Source organism: Myxococcus sp. CA040A (assembly GCF_013336725.1).
Taxonomy (GTDB): Bacteria; Myxococcota; Myxococcia; order Myxococcales; family Myxococcaceae; genus Myxococcus; species Myxococcus llanfairpwllgwyngyllgogerychwyrndrobwllllantysiliogogogochensis.
In genome coordinates this window covers 730,636-744,822 of record NZ_JABUMR010000007.1, presented here as the reverse complement: position 1 = coordinate 744,822, position 14,187 = coordinate 730,636, and the positions used below count along the sequence as shown (strand labels likewise).

Genomic DNA, 14,187 nt, shown 5'->3' with positions numbered 1-14,187 from the left:
CCGGCTCCTCTGGCTGTGTGGGGCCTACTCCAACAGCCGGCTGGCGCGGGAGGCCCACTCCTGCGCCTTTCCGCGGTACGGCGGGAAGAACACCGCCGCCAGCGACTTCATCCATTGAACCGACACGGCGCGCTCGTGACTGAAGGTCCGGAAGCCGTAGACGCCGTGGTAGTGCCCCAGGCCGCTCATTCCCACCCCGCCGAAGGGCAGGTTCGGGTTCGCCACGTGGATGAGGACGTTGTTCACCACCGCCCCTCCGGAGGTCGTGTTGCGGAACACGTCCTCGATGGCCCGCTTGTCCTGGCTGAAGACGTAGAGCGCCAGCGGCTTCTCCCCACCCTGGATGTGCGCGTACACCTCGTCGCGCGAGCGGTACGTCATCACCGGCAACACCGGCCCGAAGATTTCCCCCTCCATGATGGCCATGTCCGCCGTCACGCCCGTCAGCACGGTGGGCGCCAGGTAGCGCGAGGGCCCGTCCGCCACCCCGCCCACCTCGACCTTGGCTCCCGCCGCCACCGTCCGGTCGACCAGGTCCTTCACCCGCCGCCACGCCGTCGCGTCCACCAGGCGCGAGAAGTCCGCGCTCGCCTGCCGCTCCGGCTCGGTGGCGCCGTAGAAGCGGGCGATGACCGCCTTGAGTTCGTCAATGAAGGCCTGCTGGCGGGACTCGTGAACGAACACGTAGTCCGGCGCGACACAGGTCTGTCCGCCGTTGATGAACTTGCCCCACGCGAGCCGCTCGGCCGCGGCCCGCACGTCCGCCGTCTCGTCGACGATGGCCGGTGACTTGCCACCCAGTTCCAGCGTCACGCTGGCCAGGTGCTTCGCCGCGGCCTCCATCACCTTGCGGCCGATGCGCGGGTTGCCCGTGAAGAAGAAGTGGTCGAACGGCAGCTCCAGGAGCGCCTCCGCCGTCTCCGCGCCGCCCTCGAACAGCGCGACCTCGTTCTCCGGGAAGACGTCGCGCACCAGCCGCGAGAGGAAGCGCGCGGTGTGCGGCGTCTTCTCGCTGGGCTTGCAGATGACGGTGTTGCCCGCGGCGATGGCGGCGATGAGCGGCGCCATCAGGAGCTGGAAGGGATAGTTCCAGGGGGCCAGCACCAGCACCACGCCGCGCGCCTCGTAGCGCACGTGCGCGGAGGAGCCCGCGAGCAGCATCGGCGTGCCCACCCGCGTGGGCTTCATCCACGACGACAGGTGCTTCACCGTGTGGTTCAGCTCCTCCAGCGTCGGGTGGATTTCCGTCAGCTCCACCTCCAGCGCGGGCTTGCGGAAGTCCTGGTGGATGGCCTCCGCCAGCTCATCGCGGCGGGCGATGATGGCCTCGCGCAGGCGCTTGAGCCGGGCGACGCGCTCGGCCGTGGTGGTGCGGGACATCACCCAGCGATTCGCGCGCTGGGCCTGGAAGGCGGCCTGGATGCGCGCGAGGTCCGCGGAGGGCTTCGACTCGGTGGCGACGGGGACGAGCTCCAGCATGGTTGGCTCCTGGGGTGTGGTGACGTGCTTCAGCGGGACTCGAGCCCGCGCAAGAGGGTGGTGAGGGCCGCCGTCAGCTCGGCGGTGAAGTCGATTCGCAAGGGGGCCATGTGCGGCGACGCCAGGACTTCGCGCGCCACGGGCGCCACGTCCGCCATCTGCCGCAGGCCCGTCACCAGCGCGTGCAGATGCACGAGCACCCGGGGGCCTTCACCCGGCTTTAGGAAGTCCAGCCGCGCCTCCAGCAGCGCGCCGATGTGCAGCATGGCCTGCAGCAGCCGCTCCTTGAACCGGCGCGCCTGCTCCACGGACACGTTCTGCTCCAGCACCGTCTGCAGCATCGCCAGCAGCCGCGTGAGCGAAGTCTCAGCCTCCAACGACTGGGCCACCGAGCGGGCCAACCAGGGGCCCGTCCACGGCGCGTCCGACTGACACAGCCGCGCATCCAGTCGGGCGAACCAGGAGAAGAGCAGGTCCTCCAGCAGCGCCAGGAACAGCGCCTCCTTGGTCGGGAAGTAGAGGAACACCGTCCCCTTGGCCAGGCCGGCCCGCTCCGCCACGTCCGCCATCTTCACCTCCGCGTAGGAGGTGGCCGCGTAGAGCGCCAGCGCTTCATCCAGGAGCAGCCGACGTCTCGCTTCCTTGTCCTCGTCCTTGCGCGCCCGCTGAGGCGCCGCCCGCTCCCCCTTCACCCCCGGATTGCTGACCATGGGTCATTGCTAGGTGACCCCAGGTCAGTCGTCAAGTGACTGGGGGTCAGTTTCCAGCGGCGGACAATGGGCTCCGACTGGAGGGCGGTAGGTATGTGTGTGAGGATGGCCTTCATGCGTCCCATCCAGGCGGAACTGCTGTCCGGCAGTGAGCTGTATCGGGAGGTGGTGCTGGAGAAGCTGCTCCACGCGCGCGAGTCGGTGTGGATTGCGACGGCGAACGTGAAGGCGATGTACGTGGAGTCGAAGGGGCGCTTCGTTCCGTTGGTGGAGGTGTTGGATGGGCTGTCGGCGCGAGGGCTGTCGCTGCGGCTCTTGCACGCGGAGCTGCCGAGCCGTCCGTTCCGCGCGGCCTTCGACGAGCGGGCCCGGCTGGTGGCGGGGGGACTGGAGCTGAAGGTCTGCCCGCGCGTGCACTTCAAGGCGGTCGTCGTGGACGGGGCGTGGGCGTACCTGGGGAGCGCCAACCTCACGGGCGCGGGCCTGGGCGCGAAGGGCGACGCGGTGCGCAATTTCGAACTGGGGTTCGTGACGGAGGACTTCGACGTCATCGACCGGGTGACGGCGCTCTACGAGGCGGTGTGGAGCGGGGCCGAATGCAGGGGGTGCAAGCTGCGCGCGGTGTGCCCGGATCCAATAATCCCCGCACCCGTGGGGAGGGGGGAGATGCGAAGCTCGCGCGGCGCCGTGCAGCTTGGAAAGGCTCGCCGGCTCAAGCGACACACCTCGGAGTCCCGACGACGATGATGAAGCTCTATTTCGCTCAGCACACGCGCGCCACCCGCCCCCGCTGGTTGCTCGAGGAGCTGGGCGTGCCCTACGAGCTGGTGCCGGTGGACCTGCTCCAGCGAGAGCACAAGAGCCCCGAGTACCTGCGCGTCCATCCCATGGGCTCCATGCCCGCGCTGGAGGATGACGGACACGCGGTCTTCGAGTCGGCCGCGATTCTCCTGCACGTCGCCGACAAGTTCCCGGACAAGGGCTTCGCTCCGGCGCTCGGTACCGTGGAGCGCGCCGAGTACTACCAGTGGATGATGTTCTGCATGGCCACCATGGAGCCGCCCCTGTCCGCGTACTCCGCGCACAGCCGCTTCCTGCCGGAGCACGAGCGCGTGCCCGCCGAGGCCGACCGGGGCAAGAAGCGCTTCACGGACATCGCCCGCATGTTGGAGGAGAAGCTCAAGGGGCGGCCGTTCCTGGTGGGCGAGCGCTTCACCGCGGCGGACGTGGTGATGGCATCCATCCTCAACTGGGGTGGGGGCATGGGGCTCTTGGAGGACTTCCCCGCCCTGCGCGCCTATGTGGAGCGGCAGATGGCCCGTCCCGCCGCGCAGCGCGCCCAGCAGTAGGACGGCTCCGTGCATCTACCCGTCGTACCCAGTCCCTCGGCCTCCGAGCTCGAAACCCATCTGCGGCTCAAGCGCAGGGGCTTCATCGTCTCCGCGGGCGTCCTGCTGCTCTCGCTGACCACGCATCCGCTGCTGTTCGGGGGCTTCGTCCCCGAGGTGGCGTTGATCCACGTGGGCTGGGCCGCCCTCCTCGTCGCGTGTGCCCTGGCGGCGGGCTCGCGCTGGCTGCCGTCCCAGCGGGCCAGCACCGTGGGCGGCGTCTTCAGCCTGGCCGCGCTCGCGCTGGACATCCACTTCACCGGAGGCCTGGCGAGTCCGCTGTTCCCGCTGCTGTTCGCGATGCCGCTCATCATCGCCGTCTTCACGCCGGGCGATTTGGTGACGGTGTGGGCGTCCATCGTCCTGACGCTGGTGGGCGTGGTGCTGGCGTCGTGGCTGTCGGGTGGCTCGGAGCGACAGCTCATTGGCCAGGTGACGGTCTTCCTCTTCATGGCCTGGATTTCGGTCTTCAGCGGGAAGCTGTTTCAACGCATGCGCGACGCGGAGCGCGAGGCCGTGCGGGAGCGGCTGGCGGTGCTGGAGCGGCTGGCGCGCAGTGAGCGACTGAGGGCGGAAGCGGAGGTCAGTCGCGCGGAGACGGAGCGGCTGGCGCTGGTGGGGCGACTGGCGGCGGGCGTGGCGCACGAGGTGAACAACCCGCTGGCCTACGTGAAGTCCAACCTGGGCTACCTGGGTGACGTCGTCGAGGAGCCGACGCCGGACCTGGAGGAGATGCGGCGCGTGCTGGAGGAGACGCAGCAGGGGGTGCTGCGCATCCAGCAGATTGTCACCGACCTGCGCCGTTTCTCCCGGGACTCGGTGGACACGGAGGAGGCGTGCGGCGTGGTCGATGCGCTGGACGAGGCGGAGCGGCTCGCGTCGGTGCGGCTGCGGAGCCTGGGGCAGGTGGTGCGGGAGCTGTCGCCGGAGCTGAGCCGCGTGCGGCTGGGGCAGCGACACCTGGTGCAGGTGGTGTTGAACCTGCTGCTCAACGCGGCGGACGCGGTGGACTCCGCGCAGCCTCCGCGCGTCGCGCGCATCGTCCTGCGAGCCCGCGCTGAAGCTGGAGGTGTGCGGCTGGAGGTGGAGGACAACGGGCCGGGCATTCCGGAGGCCGCGTTGTCGCGCCTCTTCGAGCCCTTCTTCACCACCAAGGCCCCCGGCAAGGGCACCGGCCTGGGGCTGGCCCTGTGTCGCGAGTACCTGGCCCGCGTCGGCGGCACGCTGTCGGTGGCGAACCGTCCGGAGGGCGGCGCGTGCTTCACGCTGCACCTGCCGTCGGCGCCCCCGACTCCGGAGCACCGTCCAAGTCCGAGCTGAGCGTGCTCCTCGGCGCGGTTACTCGCCCGAGGGTGTGGTCCCGCGCGGAGGGGATGTTCGACCGAGACCGAGCTGAGCGCGCTCCTCGGCGCGGCTACTCGCCCGAGGGTGTGGTCCCACGCGGAGGGGATGTTTGACCGGACCCGAGCTGAGCGGGCTCCTCGGCGCGGCGACTCGCCCGAGGGTGTGGTCCCACGCGGAGGGGATGTTCGACCGGACCCGAGCTGAGCGGGCTCCTCAGCGCGGCGATGTGTCCGAGGGTGTGGTCCCTCGCGGAGGGGATGTTCGACCGAGACCGAGCTGAGCGCGCTCCTCGGCGCGGCTACTCGCCCGAGGAGCCGTCGCGGCGGGGCTCCGGTGCGGCGACGGCGGACTCGAGCGCTGGGCTCGCCTCGGCGGACGTCTTGCCCTGCTGCCGCTCGCGCCACGAACTGGGGGAGTCTCCCACCAGCTTGCGGAACAGGCTGCTGAAGTGCTGCAGCGACGCGCAACCCACCTCCACCGCGACAGCGGTGAGCTTCATGTCCGTCTCCAGCAGGAGCGCCTGCGCCATGCGCACCTGCACGGCGTTGAGCTCCGCCTGGAAGGAGGTCCCGGCCTCCTTCAGCCGGCGCTGGAGCGTGCGCTCGGACATGCCCATCTCCCGGGCCACATCCGATAGGTTGATGTCCGGCAACTTGCCGCGCATCGCCTGGTGCAGTTCGCGCAAGAGCGGCGATTGGCCGGTGGCCTCCGCCACCAGATCATTCAGCTTGGACAACAGCGGCGCGGCCCGCCCCTCCGGCTGGCCCAACCACGCGAGCGCGTTCGCCGGGTCGGTGAACACCTTGCTGGGATAGGCGCCTGTCAGCAGCGTGTAGAAGCCGCCCACCACCGCGCCCGCCACGCCCTCCGGACGCACCAGGGCCTGCCGCTGCACGGACGTGCTGAAGGACTTCTCACGCGCTTGCATGTACTTCACCAGCACCGCGAAGGCCGCCGGGTCCGCCGCCTCCAGCCGGCGCGCGTCCACCAGCGACGCATGCGGCGCCGCGGGGGCCAGCTCCACGTCGAGCACATGCACCAGCCGGCGCACATGGCTCTCCGAGGGGCGCCCCCAGAGAATGAAGCCGCACAGGTCCGCCGAGGCGTACCAGTGCAGGAAGCCTTCCCCGACTAGGTAACGGCCGTGGGGGTCCCTGAAGTAATCGTCGACGCCGTCTGCCGATCGCACGGCTCGGCAGAATAGCGCTTCGCCACCTTGGCCACCCAGAAGGGATTGATGGGGGACAGGGAAGTCACCAGCTCCGGCCTGACCAGCGAGGCACCCGCCAGCTCCTGGGTCGTCCCCGGCAGCTCCCGCCAGGGCACCTGGGGCTTCACATGGTGGGCCTGGTGATAACCCGCATTGAAAAAGAACAGGTTGTACAGACGGGAGGTTGACGTGGTGCCCAGGGCCCCCCGCTGGGTGGAGTCCGTCTCGAAGTGGGCCGCCAGGTTGAGCCAGTGGATGCAGACCTGCCCCACCAGCAACACCCCCCACCACGCCAGCCCCAGGGCCGGCCGCCAGAGGATGACCGCCAGGATGCCCCCGTCCACGACGAGGAAGTCGAGGACGAGCTCCGTGCGTTGGTTGCGCTTCTTGGCCCACCGCCAGACGTTGGCCACCGCCTCGAACGGCCAGAACCACGGCGTCAGCGCCGAGCGCAGGCAATAACGCAGGGCGCCTTCACCCGGCCGCCGCTGGCCCCAGTCCCCCGGGCCGTCGTTGTACCGGTGATGGTTGAAGTGGTGGATGTAGTAGCCCCGGTAGGGGAACCCGCACGCCAGGCCCAGCGTCCGGGACACGACCCAGTTCACCAGCCGGGGGCGCGCCATGGACACGTGCATGTGGTTGTGCAGGACGGCGTAGTTCCAGAACAGCACCGCCCAGCCGACGGCGCACATGCCCACGCGACCCCAGAGGCCCAGGTGGTCCCAGCTCAACAGGAAGGAAGGGAACCACACCCACCACAGCGCGTGTACCGCGAGCTGCGGCAAGTCGAGAGCGGGGGCGGGGGAGGGGCGAGTCATGAAGCCCGAAGGTAGGCTCGCGCCTGCCTCGCCGCTTCATTCCATGCGCCAAGCGCTTGCGAAAACGCGCAACCTTCAGCGTCGTCCCCCTCAATCCGTTTCAACCCGGGTCCACCCCGCCCCGGTGCTGATTCCGCCCGCGTTCGCTGTCTTCCACGGATGCGGAATGGAAGCAGCGTATCGCGGGCGTGCTGCGGGTGCTCACGTCTCGAGTGCGTTGGCGACCTGTCCCAACAGCCGCAGCCGGGGCGCATCCAGCTTGCGCACGGTGCGCAAGAGGCGGCGCACCTCGGGACGCTCGCGGTACTCCGGAGGATCCTCGGCGAGCGTGGGCGCGCCTTCCACGCCAGACATGCCGAGCAGCACGTCCGACGAGCAGTTGAGAACCAGACACAGCTTCCTCAGCGTGCGGACGCTGGGGAGCATGTGACCGCGCTCCAGCCGCCCGTACACCTCGGTGGCGATTCCCACTCGCTCGGCCACGTCGGCCTGGGTGAGTTCCAGCCGCTGCCGCGCCGCGCGAACTGCATTTCCAATGATGGTGGCCAATCGTTGTTCCATGGCGTGCGGAAACCTGTCGAAAAGAGGGCTTCTCCCCCCGCGCCTTGGCGGAGAGGTACCGGAGAGAAGTGACTGCGAGTTCCTTGCCTCGTGGAACACAGACTACGGGTGGGGTCTGACATTCAGGTGCATCCGGAAGGGCGTGCGAAAGCGCTTGAAACCGGAGGCGTTTCGGAGCCTGTCGGGACACGTGTCCGAGGCCGCTCGCGGAGGGCTCTGGAAGTGGGGTGCGACGCGCTCGGAAGTCACCCCGCGGGCGGTGGACGCGGAAGTCGTCGGATGCCGCGGGAGGCCGAAAAATCGGCCCGCGGGAGATCAGCGCGCGATGCATGTGGATCAGCGCGGCGCGCGTGCGGGCGGCGCTTCACGCGGAGCGCTTTCCGGATGCGTCCGGCTCACCGTGGGCGTCGCTCCGGAGCGACGTCCAGTGCTCAACGTCACCCGACCCATGGCCGCACTCACGGTGCAGGTGTTCAGCGGGCCTGGCGCGTCCGTCGGCGAGCGATGAAAAGACGGTGTTCACCTCCGAGGCCGAAAAATCGGCCTGCGCGGCGTTGTCAATGGAGAGGCCGGGAGTTCACGGAAAAGCCCTGGTGTTTCCGTGGTTTACGAAGGTGGGACGTCTGACGTAGGGTGGGTGCCCCCCCGGTGGGTCGGGGGTGCACCGCGCTGCCTCGCGGGGAGGGCCGTTGAGGTCGTGAGCGACGAGCGTCCGGACGCGCTGCTCAAGAGCGCACTCGAGAAAATTGTCTACTTCGAGGCGCGCGCGGAGCAGTTGCTCAGCGAGCTGGGCTCGACGCGCGAGGAGATGGAGCACCTCAAGCGTGAGCTGACGGAGACGCATCAGCGGGAGCTGGAGCTGCGCCGTGAGGTGGCGGAGCTGGAGGTCCGCGCCGGGCGGTTCCAGGCGGAGCGCGAGGAGTCCGTGCGGCTCACGCAGGCGCTGCGGGGCGAGCGCGACCAGCTCATGGACCGGTTGCTGAACGCCAGTCGGTTGCGCACGTCGACGAAGGACGGCGACGACGAGGACGACGACCTGGGGTTCGACCTGGCGTCGTTCATCTCCCAGCTTCGCAGCGAGGCGCTGCTGCGCGGAGAGTCGGACCGCGTGGCCTCGACGCTCGTCAAGGTGCCCATGCGCGGGCCCGCCGTGCCGCTCTCCGAGGCCTCCGCCAAGGCACAGGCTGTCGCTGCCGCCGCTCCGAGCGCGCCGGCGCGGCCCGCGTTGCTGGAGCCCTTGCTGGAGGGGCTGTCTCCGGTGGCTCGCGAGGCCCAGCGCTTCCTCCATGCGGGGCGGCTCGGCGTCAGCCCGGCGCAGTTGGCGGAGTTGTCCGGACAGCGCGTGGGAGCCCCGACGGACGAGTCGCTGTTCGGGTTCTCCGTGCGCGAGCTGTCGGCGCCGGACGCCGCCGCGCGGATTCGTGCCGCCGAGCGACTGAAGGCGCTGTCCCAGCCGGCCGCTGCTCCGGCGCTGGCCAGTGCGCTGCACGCGGAGACGGACTCGGCGGCGCAGGTGGCGTTGCTCCAGGCGTTCGCGGCGCTGTGCCGGGAAGAGGGCGCGCAGGTGGTGTCGCCGCTGTTGTCCTCGCCGGTGCCGGAGGTGCGCATCGCGGCGCTCAAGGCGCTGTTGACGCTGGCGCCTCGGGACGCGGCGCCGCATCTGGCGCAGGCGATGAAGGACCCGGACCGCTCCGTGCGTCGCAGGGCCTCGTTGCTGGCGCTGGGGTTGGAGGGTGAGACGGCGCGGCGGCTGGGCGAGGAAGCCATCCACGACGCGGACTCGGAGGTGCGCTCGCTGGCGGCGCTCGCGCTGGGCGCTGGGAGCGGAGAGAACGCTCGCACGCTGTTGCTGGAGGCGCTGGGTGACCGCGAGCCGCGCGTGCGCAAGGCGGCGGCGCAGAGCCTGTCGCGCATCCTGGGCCACGACGTGTCCGCGGTGGTGTCGCTCGATGATACCCACCGGCGCCGCGAGATTCGCCGGCTGGCGACGCTGCCCGTCAAGCCCGTGCGCGCCCGACTGGAGGATGCGGCTCGCCCGATGGTCGCGCGGACCCTGGTTGTTCCGGCGCAGGTGGCGGCTTCCGCGCAGGTGACCTCCGCGGGCGTGGCTCCCGCTGGCGCCGCACACGGGATGGCCTTCGTGGGCGCGGTGCAGGGCGCGGGTGCCTCCGCCGCTTCGCCGCAGGCCGTGGGCGCCCGGCAGGTCGCGGGTTCCTCCTCTTCGCCGCAGGCCGTGGTCGCGGTGGGCGCCCGGCAGGCCGCGGGTTCCGCCGCTTCGCCGCAGGCCGTGGTCTCGGCAGGCGCGCGACAGGTCTCCGCACCGGCCTTCGTGGGGCAGGGGGGCGCTCCGATGCATGCCGGTGGGCCTCCGCCTTCCGCGCCGCTGTCCCCCACCGCGCAGTCGGGTCAGCGCGCTCCGGGACAGTCGGCGGCGGGTACGCCCATGCAGCCGATGGCCCCGCCTGTCGCGGCGCCTCAGGCCGCCCGGCCCGTGGGTTCACCTCGACTTTCCCCCGTGCAGGCGGCATTGGTGGCCATGGGGGCTCCCGCGCCCGTGCCCGCCGCCGCTCCCGCGCCGCGCGCCGCGGAAGCGCGTCCCCCCTCGGGCCGCTCGGGTGCTTCTCCCGTCGAGGCCCTGTGTGCGCAGATGCTGATGGAGGTCCGCGTGGCGGTGCGCGGACGCTCGCTCGCCGAGCTGACGACCGCCCTGGGGGCCCCCGTGGAACTCGCCCAGGAAGCACTCACCCTGCTATCAGCCCGAGGCTCCGTGGTCCGAAGGGGACACAAATACTTCGCCGCTTGAGGCAAGGTATCCGTCCCGTACGTCTTTCGAAGGGTCGTTCATGGAAGCGCCGACATACAGCTCGAAGCAGGTGGCCGAGGTGCTCGGCGTGTCTCCGAAGGCCATTCCGGAGGACGCGAGGAAGGACGTGTACACCCCGGACGACGTCTGGGACCTGCGCACCACCCTCAACCGCTTCCCGGACAAGATTGGCCACCGCCGGCAGCTGTTCCTGAACTTCAAGGGCGGCACCGGCAAGACGTCCCTGTCCACCTCGTACGCGTGGCGCATCGCCGAGCTGGGCTACTCGGTCCTCCTCATCGACCTGGACAGCCAGGGCCACGCCACCAAGTGCCTGGGCTACGAGGGCGAGGAGTTCGAGAAGACGCTGCTCGACGTGCTGGTGCGCAAGACGCCCCTGGTCCAGGTCATCCAGAAGTCCTCCCTGCCCAACCTGGACTTCGTCCCGTCCAACCTCAGCATGTCCACCATGGACCTCTCGCTGATGCCCATGGCCGGCCGCGAGTTCAAGCTGCGCAACGCCCTCAAGGACGTGGAGGCCCAGTACGACGTCGTCGTCTTCGACGCGCCCCCGTCCTTCGGCCTGCTCAACCTCAACGCGCTGATGGCGGCGAACGACTTGTTCGTCCCCGTGCTCGCGGACTTCCTCTCCTTCCACGGCCTCAAGCTGCTGTTCGAAACGGTGCAGAGCCTGGAGGAGGATTTGAACCACGTGCTCGACCACGTCTTCATCGTGGTCAACTCCTTCAACGCCACCTTCAAGCTGGCGAAGGAAGCGCTGGAAGCGCTCCAGACGCACTACCCGGAGTTCCTGCTGCCGACCATCATCCGGCAATGCACCAAGTTCGCGCAGGCCTCCAGCGAGGGGCGCCCCGTCTTCGTCGCGGACCCCACGTCGAAGGGCGCCAACGACATCCAGGCCATGATTGACAACGTCCTGCCGCGACTGGTCGCCGCGGCCGCCGCCGCCCCGAAGAAGGGCACCCAGCAGGCCGGCTGAGATTCGCCATGAAGAAAGCCTTCGAACAGAACGTGTCTCGCGCCAAGCCGCGCCTCCGCTTGGGCGCGTTCACCGGCGTCGCCGACCCGGGCGAGTCCGCTCCCTCCGAGCAGGAGCCCGCCGCCTCGGCCCCGCCCGAGCCTCCTTCCGCGGACCTGTCCGCCGAGGTCCGCGCCCGCATCGAGCGGGCCCGCGCCCCGCGCCCCACCGCCGCCGAGGCGATGGAGGTGGCGCTGGGCTCGCAGGAGGCGCCGCGCGCCCGGGAGCCGGTGTTCACCTCGCAGGTCTCCGAGCCCGTCACCTATGCGTCTCCGGAGCCGGAGTCGGCGCGCTTCGAGGACGAATCAGGCGAGGTGCCTGTCACCTTCGCGGCTCCTCCCGCCGTTGCGTTCCACCTGGACGGCTTCGCGGCCGGGCACTCTCAGGAGGCCCACTCCATGACGCAGGGCTCGTCACACGCTTCGCTCCCCCATGTCACCGCGATGGTCGCCGAGCCGGTGGCCCGCGTCGAAGCCCCGCCCCAGGAGATGGAGGTGCAGACGCCCGCGCCTCCGCGTGAGGAGCCGGTGGATGACTCCGAAGCGCGTCGCGAGCGACTGAAGGCACGCCTCAAGGCGGTGCGCGAGAATCCGCGTCCGGAGCCGCTCCCCGCCACGGTGGCCGAGGCGGGTCAGCGCGCGGTGGAGCGCATCACCCACCTCCAGGCGGAGCTGGTGAAGGTGAAGGCCGCCAACCTCTCGCTCACGCAGGAGCTGGAAGTGGCGCGCCGTCAGGCGGAGAAGGCCACCGAGGAAGCCCGGCTGCGCATGGACGAGGCGCGCCGGCTGTCTTCCGAGATGGAAGGCCGCGTGAAGCTGCTGGCGGACCTGGAGCGGGAGCTGGCCGCGCTGGAAGGTGAGCGCGACGAGGCGCTCTTGTCCCTCCAGGAGAACCGTCAGGCGCTCCAGGCCTCCGCGAAGGAGCACGAGGCGCTCGAGGAGGCGGTGTCTCGCGGCAAGCAGGCCCTGGTGGACAGCCTCGCCGAGGAGGAGCGGCTCGCTGGTGAGCTGGAGTCCGCCAAGGACGAGTCGACCTCGCTGCGCCGGGCCGTGGAAGCGCTCCAGGGCGAGCGGGACGTGCTGGCCCAGCAGGTGGCCTCGCTCACCGCCGAGCGGGCCGAGCTGCTCGAGGCGCGCAAGGCCCTGGAGTCCGTGCACCGCGCGCTGAGCCAGGCCGTCGCGCGCTGAAGTCGCTTTACTCGGGGCGCCCCCTTTCGGGCGCCCCAAGCGGCTCCCTACTTCCCGTCCTTCGCCACGCCGCGCGAAGGGCTCTTCAGGGCGGCGACCAGCTCCGGCTTGAGCGGCGGGCTGCGCAGTCCCTGCAACGACAGCTCCGCGAACTCCCCCTGCGAGGGCTTGAGCCCGTTGAGGAATGCGACCAGTCGCTTCTCGCGGTCCGCCTTGTTCGGGTGCCGTGAGCCCAGGCGCGAGCCATCCGTCGTCTTGCGCAGCAGCACGATGTACTCGTCCGGGTCATAGCCGGCGGAGAGCATCATCTTCGCGGCGAGCAGGTCCGCCTCGTACTCCTGCTCCTTGTCGTTCCCGCTCTCCGCGAACTCGATGACCTTCTCCGTCAGGCTGCCGAGCAGCGCCGAGTCGCCGTCCAGGTCCAGGTTGCCGCCGCTGTCCGTCGAGGCGATGAGCCCCCCGGAGCCTGGGATGCCGGCCTCCATCGTGACGGCCGTCTTGCAGAGGCTCACCTTGGCGGCGTTGTACTGCTTGATGGAGTGCTTGAGCACGACGTGGGCAATCTCGTGCGCGAGCACGCCCGCCAGTTGGCTCTCGTTGCCCAGCTCCGACAGCAGCTTCCGGGTGACGAAGACGTAGGCACCGGGCGTGGACACGGCGTTGAAGTTCTTGTCGTCGTTGAGCACGCCGAACGTCCACTCCAACGTGGGCCTCGCGGACTGCGCACCCAGGTTCTTCCCCACGACGTTGAGGTACTCGTGGAGGTCGTGCACCCCGGTGCCCTTCGCGCCGTCCGTCGGGGCCATCAACCCGCCACCCCCCTGCACCCAGTGGATGGCCATGGCACTGCCGATGGCGTACTCCTCCGTCACGGTGGGCTCCACGTCCAGCTTCTCGCAGGAGGCGCGTTCCTTCTTCGCCGCCGCCGAGTCGTTCACCACCGTCCCCGCCTTCTGGGCGACCTGCGCCCACGTCACCCCCTTGCACGACGAGGCCAGGAGGCCCAGGCCCGCCAGCGCCACCGTCCGCCAATGCGCGAGCATCACGTGCCCCCCTTCGACTTGCTCTTCGCAGCGCCCGACTTCGCCGTGGCCTCGGCGCCCACGACGGGGAACAGCCCCGCGTCCTTCACGTGCTTCGCGATGTCCGCGGTGGAGACGTCCTTGGCCTTCTTCTCCAGGCTCTGCAGTTGCGCCACCGCCTGCTTGTGGTCGCCGCCCTTCTTGTTGCCGTACTCGACGGCGCCGGGGCTGAGTGCCTTCACCGCGGCGCCGCTGGCGACGAAGCCCGCGGGGTTCACCTGGCGCTTGCCCTTGTCCTCCACGACGAGCTCCATGTTGGGCGCGGTGGTGGACAGGTTCGACTGGAAGACGAAGCCCTTCTTCCCCGCCGCCGTCTTCACCTTGTGCCACTGCTTGTTCTTCGGGTCCGCGCCCTCCCACTTCACCTGCTCACCCGGCTGGAGGATGACCACCGCGTTCGCCGTGGGCGAAGGGCTCTCCATCACCCGTGTGTTCTTCGCCTTCACGTACAGCGAGCCCCCCACCGCCACCGCCGACGCGAGGCTCGGAAGGCCCAGGGCCAGCAGTGCCAGCATCAGGGCCACCCCGGCCGCGCTCGTTCTCATCGTCATCGCTCCGACTCCTTT

At 70.0% G+C, this 14,187-nt stretch carries 13 protein-coding genes; 6 read left to right on the top strand and 7 right to left on the bottom strand.

Annotation, left to right across the window (positions count from 1 at the left end; translation table 11 throughout):
- Positions 1 to 24: 24 nt before the first annotated feature.
- Both HUA75_RS32990 and HUA75_RS32985 read right to left on the bottom strand, forming a co-directional pair.
- Complete coding sequence (locus tag HUA75_RS32990) at positions 25 to 1,479, bottom strand: aldehyde dehydrogenase family protein (protein ID WP_174488629.1); 1,455 nt, start codon at positions 1,477 to 1,479, stop codon at positions 25 to 27.
- Between the two features lie 29 nt (positions 1,480 to 1,508).
- Positions 1,509 to 2,189 (bottom strand): TetR/AcrR family transcriptional regulator, encoded by a 681-nt coding sequence (locus tag HUA75_RS32985; RefSeq protein ID WP_141643423.1) that lies wholly within the window; start codon positions 2,187 to 2,189, stop codon positions 1,509 to 1,511.
- Positions 2,190 to 2,303: 114 nt separating this feature from the next.
- Here HUA75_RS32985 and HUA75_RS32980 point away from each other — a divergent pair, with 114 nt between their 5' ends.
- From HUA75_RS32980 to HUA75_RS32970, 3 genes are read left to right on the top strand one after another with little or no spacing between them, the layout of a single operon-like run.
- Entirely contained in the window at positions 2,304 to 2,936 is a 633-nt protein-coding gene (locus HUA75_RS32980; RefSeq protein WP_141643422.1) for a phospholipase D-like domain-containing protein, read from the top strand.
- Positions 2,933 to 3,538 carry a glutathione S-transferase family protein gene (locus HUA75_RS32975; protein WP_141643421.1) on the top strand — a complete coding sequence of 202 codons (606 nt, stop codon included), beginning with the start codon at positions 2,933 to 2,935 and terminating at the stop codon, positions 3,536 to 3,538. The genes HUA75_RS32980 and HUA75_RS32975 overlap by 4 nt, the downstream gene beginning before the upstream one ends.
- Positions 3,539 to 3,547: 9 nt before the next feature.
- The gene (locus HUA75_RS32970) at positions 3,548 to 4,897 is read left to right on the top strand and encodes an ATP-binding protein (protein WP_174457477.1); all 1,350 of its coding nucleotides are present in this window, start codon (positions 3,548 to 3,550) and stop codon (positions 4,895 to 4,897) included.
- 322 nt (positions 4,898 to 5,219) lie between these two features.
- On the opposite strand, the gene HUA75_RS32965 is transcribed toward HUA75_RS32970, so the two are convergent.
- From HUA75_RS32965 to HUA75_RS32955, 3 genes are all read right to left on the bottom strand, one after another.
- Positions 5,220 to 5,972: a helix-turn-helix transcriptional regulator gene (locus HUA75_RS32965; RefSeq protein ID WP_174488656.1), complete on the bottom strand. Its 753-nt coding sequence runs from the start codon at positions 5,970 to 5,972 to the stop codon at positions 5,220 to 5,222.
- Between the two features lie 80 nt (positions 5,973 to 6,052).
- Entirely contained in the window at positions 6,053 to 6,949 is an 897-nt protein-coding gene (locus HUA75_RS32960) for a fatty acid desaturase (protein ID WP_141643419.1), read from the bottom strand.
- Positions 6,950 to 7,150: 201 nt separating this feature from the next.
- On the bottom strand, positions 7,151 to 7,510 hold the full coding sequence (locus tag HUA75_RS32955; RefSeq protein WP_141643418.1) for a helix-turn-helix transcriptional regulator: 360 nt from the start codon (positions 7,508 to 7,510) through the stop codon (positions 7,151 to 7,153).
- Positions 7,511 to 8,207: 697 nt separating this feature from the next.
- On the opposite strand from HUA75_RS32955, the gene HUA75_RS32950 reads away from it, so the two are divergent.
- Genes HUA75_RS32950 through HUA75_RS32940 form a run of 3 tightly spaced genes read left to right on the top strand, consistent with a single transcriptional unit; the run spans position 8,208 to position 12,539 of the window.
- Complete coding sequence (locus HUA75_RS32950; RefSeq protein WP_174488628.1) at positions 8,208 to 10,313, top strand: HEAT repeat domain-containing protein; 2,106 nt, start codon at positions 8,208 to 8,210, stop codon at positions 10,311 to 10,313.
- Between the two features lie 40 nt (positions 10,314 to 10,353).
- Complete coding sequence (locus HUA75_RS32945) at positions 10,354 to 11,313, top strand: ParA family protein (protein WP_174488627.1); 960 nt, start codon at positions 10,354 to 10,356, stop codon at positions 11,311 to 11,313.
- Between the two features lie 8 nt (positions 11,314 to 11,321).
- Positions 11,322 to 12,539, top strand: coding sequence for an extensin-like protein (locus HUA75_RS32940; protein ID WP_174488626.1), 1,218 nt, complete (start codon positions 11,322 to 11,324; stop codon positions 12,537 to 12,539).
- Between the two features lie 47 nt (positions 12,540 to 12,586).
- Here HUA75_RS32940 and HUA75_RS32935 read toward each other — a convergent pair whose 3' ends face one another.
- Both HUA75_RS32935 and HUA75_RS32930 read right to left on the bottom strand, forming a co-directional pair.
- Positions 12,587 to 13,582, bottom strand: coding sequence for a M48 family metallopeptidase (locus HUA75_RS32935; protein WP_174488625.1), 996 nt, complete (start codon positions 13,580 to 13,582; stop codon positions 12,587 to 12,589).
- Complete coding sequence (locus HUA75_RS32930) at positions 13,582 to 14,172, bottom strand: SH3 domain-containing protein (protein WP_174459976.1); 591 nt, start codon at positions 14,170 to 14,172, stop codon at positions 13,582 to 13,584. The genes HUA75_RS32935 and HUA75_RS32930 overlap by 1 nt, the downstream gene beginning before the upstream one ends.
- Between the last annotated feature and the right edge of the window lie 15 nt (positions 14,173 to 14,187).

Bases quoted from the DNA above. Each gene is read 5' to 3' on its own strand.
- HUA75_RS32940 (WP_174488626.1), top strand. From the start codon at position 11,322: ATGAAGAAAGCCTTCGAACAGAACGTGTCTCGCGCCAAGCCGCGCCTC.
- HUA75_RS32975 (WP_141643421.1), top strand. From the start codon at position 2,933: ATGATGAAGCTCTATTTCGCTCAGCACACGCGCGCCACCCGCCCCCGC.
- HUA75_RS32955 (WP_141643418.1), bottom strand. From the start codon at position 7,510: ATGGAACAACGATTGGCCACCATCATTGGAAATGCAGTTCGCGCGGCG.
- HUA75_RS32980 (WP_141643422.1), top strand. From the start codon at position 2,304: ATGCGTCCCATCCAGGCGGAACTGCTGTCCGGCAGTGAGCTGTATCGG.
- HUA75_RS32945 (WP_174488627.1), top strand. From the start codon at position 10,354: ATGGAAGCGCCGACATACAGCTCGAAGCAGGTGGCCGAGGTGCTCGGC.
- HUA75_RS32930 (WP_174459976.1), bottom strand. From the start codon at position 14,172: ATGACGATGAGAACGAGCGCGGCCGGGGTGGCCCTGATGCTGGCACTG.
- HUA75_RS32985 (WP_141643423.1), bottom strand. From the start codon at position 2,189: ATGGTCAGCAATCCGGGGGTGAAGGGGGAGCGGGCGGCGCCTCAGCGG.
- HUA75_RS32990 (WP_174488629.1), bottom strand. From the start codon at position 1,479: ATGCTGGAGCTCGTCCCCGTCGCCACCGAGTCGAAGCCCTCCGCGGAC.
- HUA75_RS32960 (WP_141643419.1), bottom strand. From the start codon at position 6,949: ATGACTCGCCCCTCCCCCGCCCCCGCTCTCGACTTGCCGCAGCTCGCG.
- HUA75_RS32935 (WP_174488625.1), bottom strand. From the start codon at position 13,582: ATGCTCGCGCATTGGCGGACGGTGGCGCTGGCGGGCCTGGGCCTCCTG.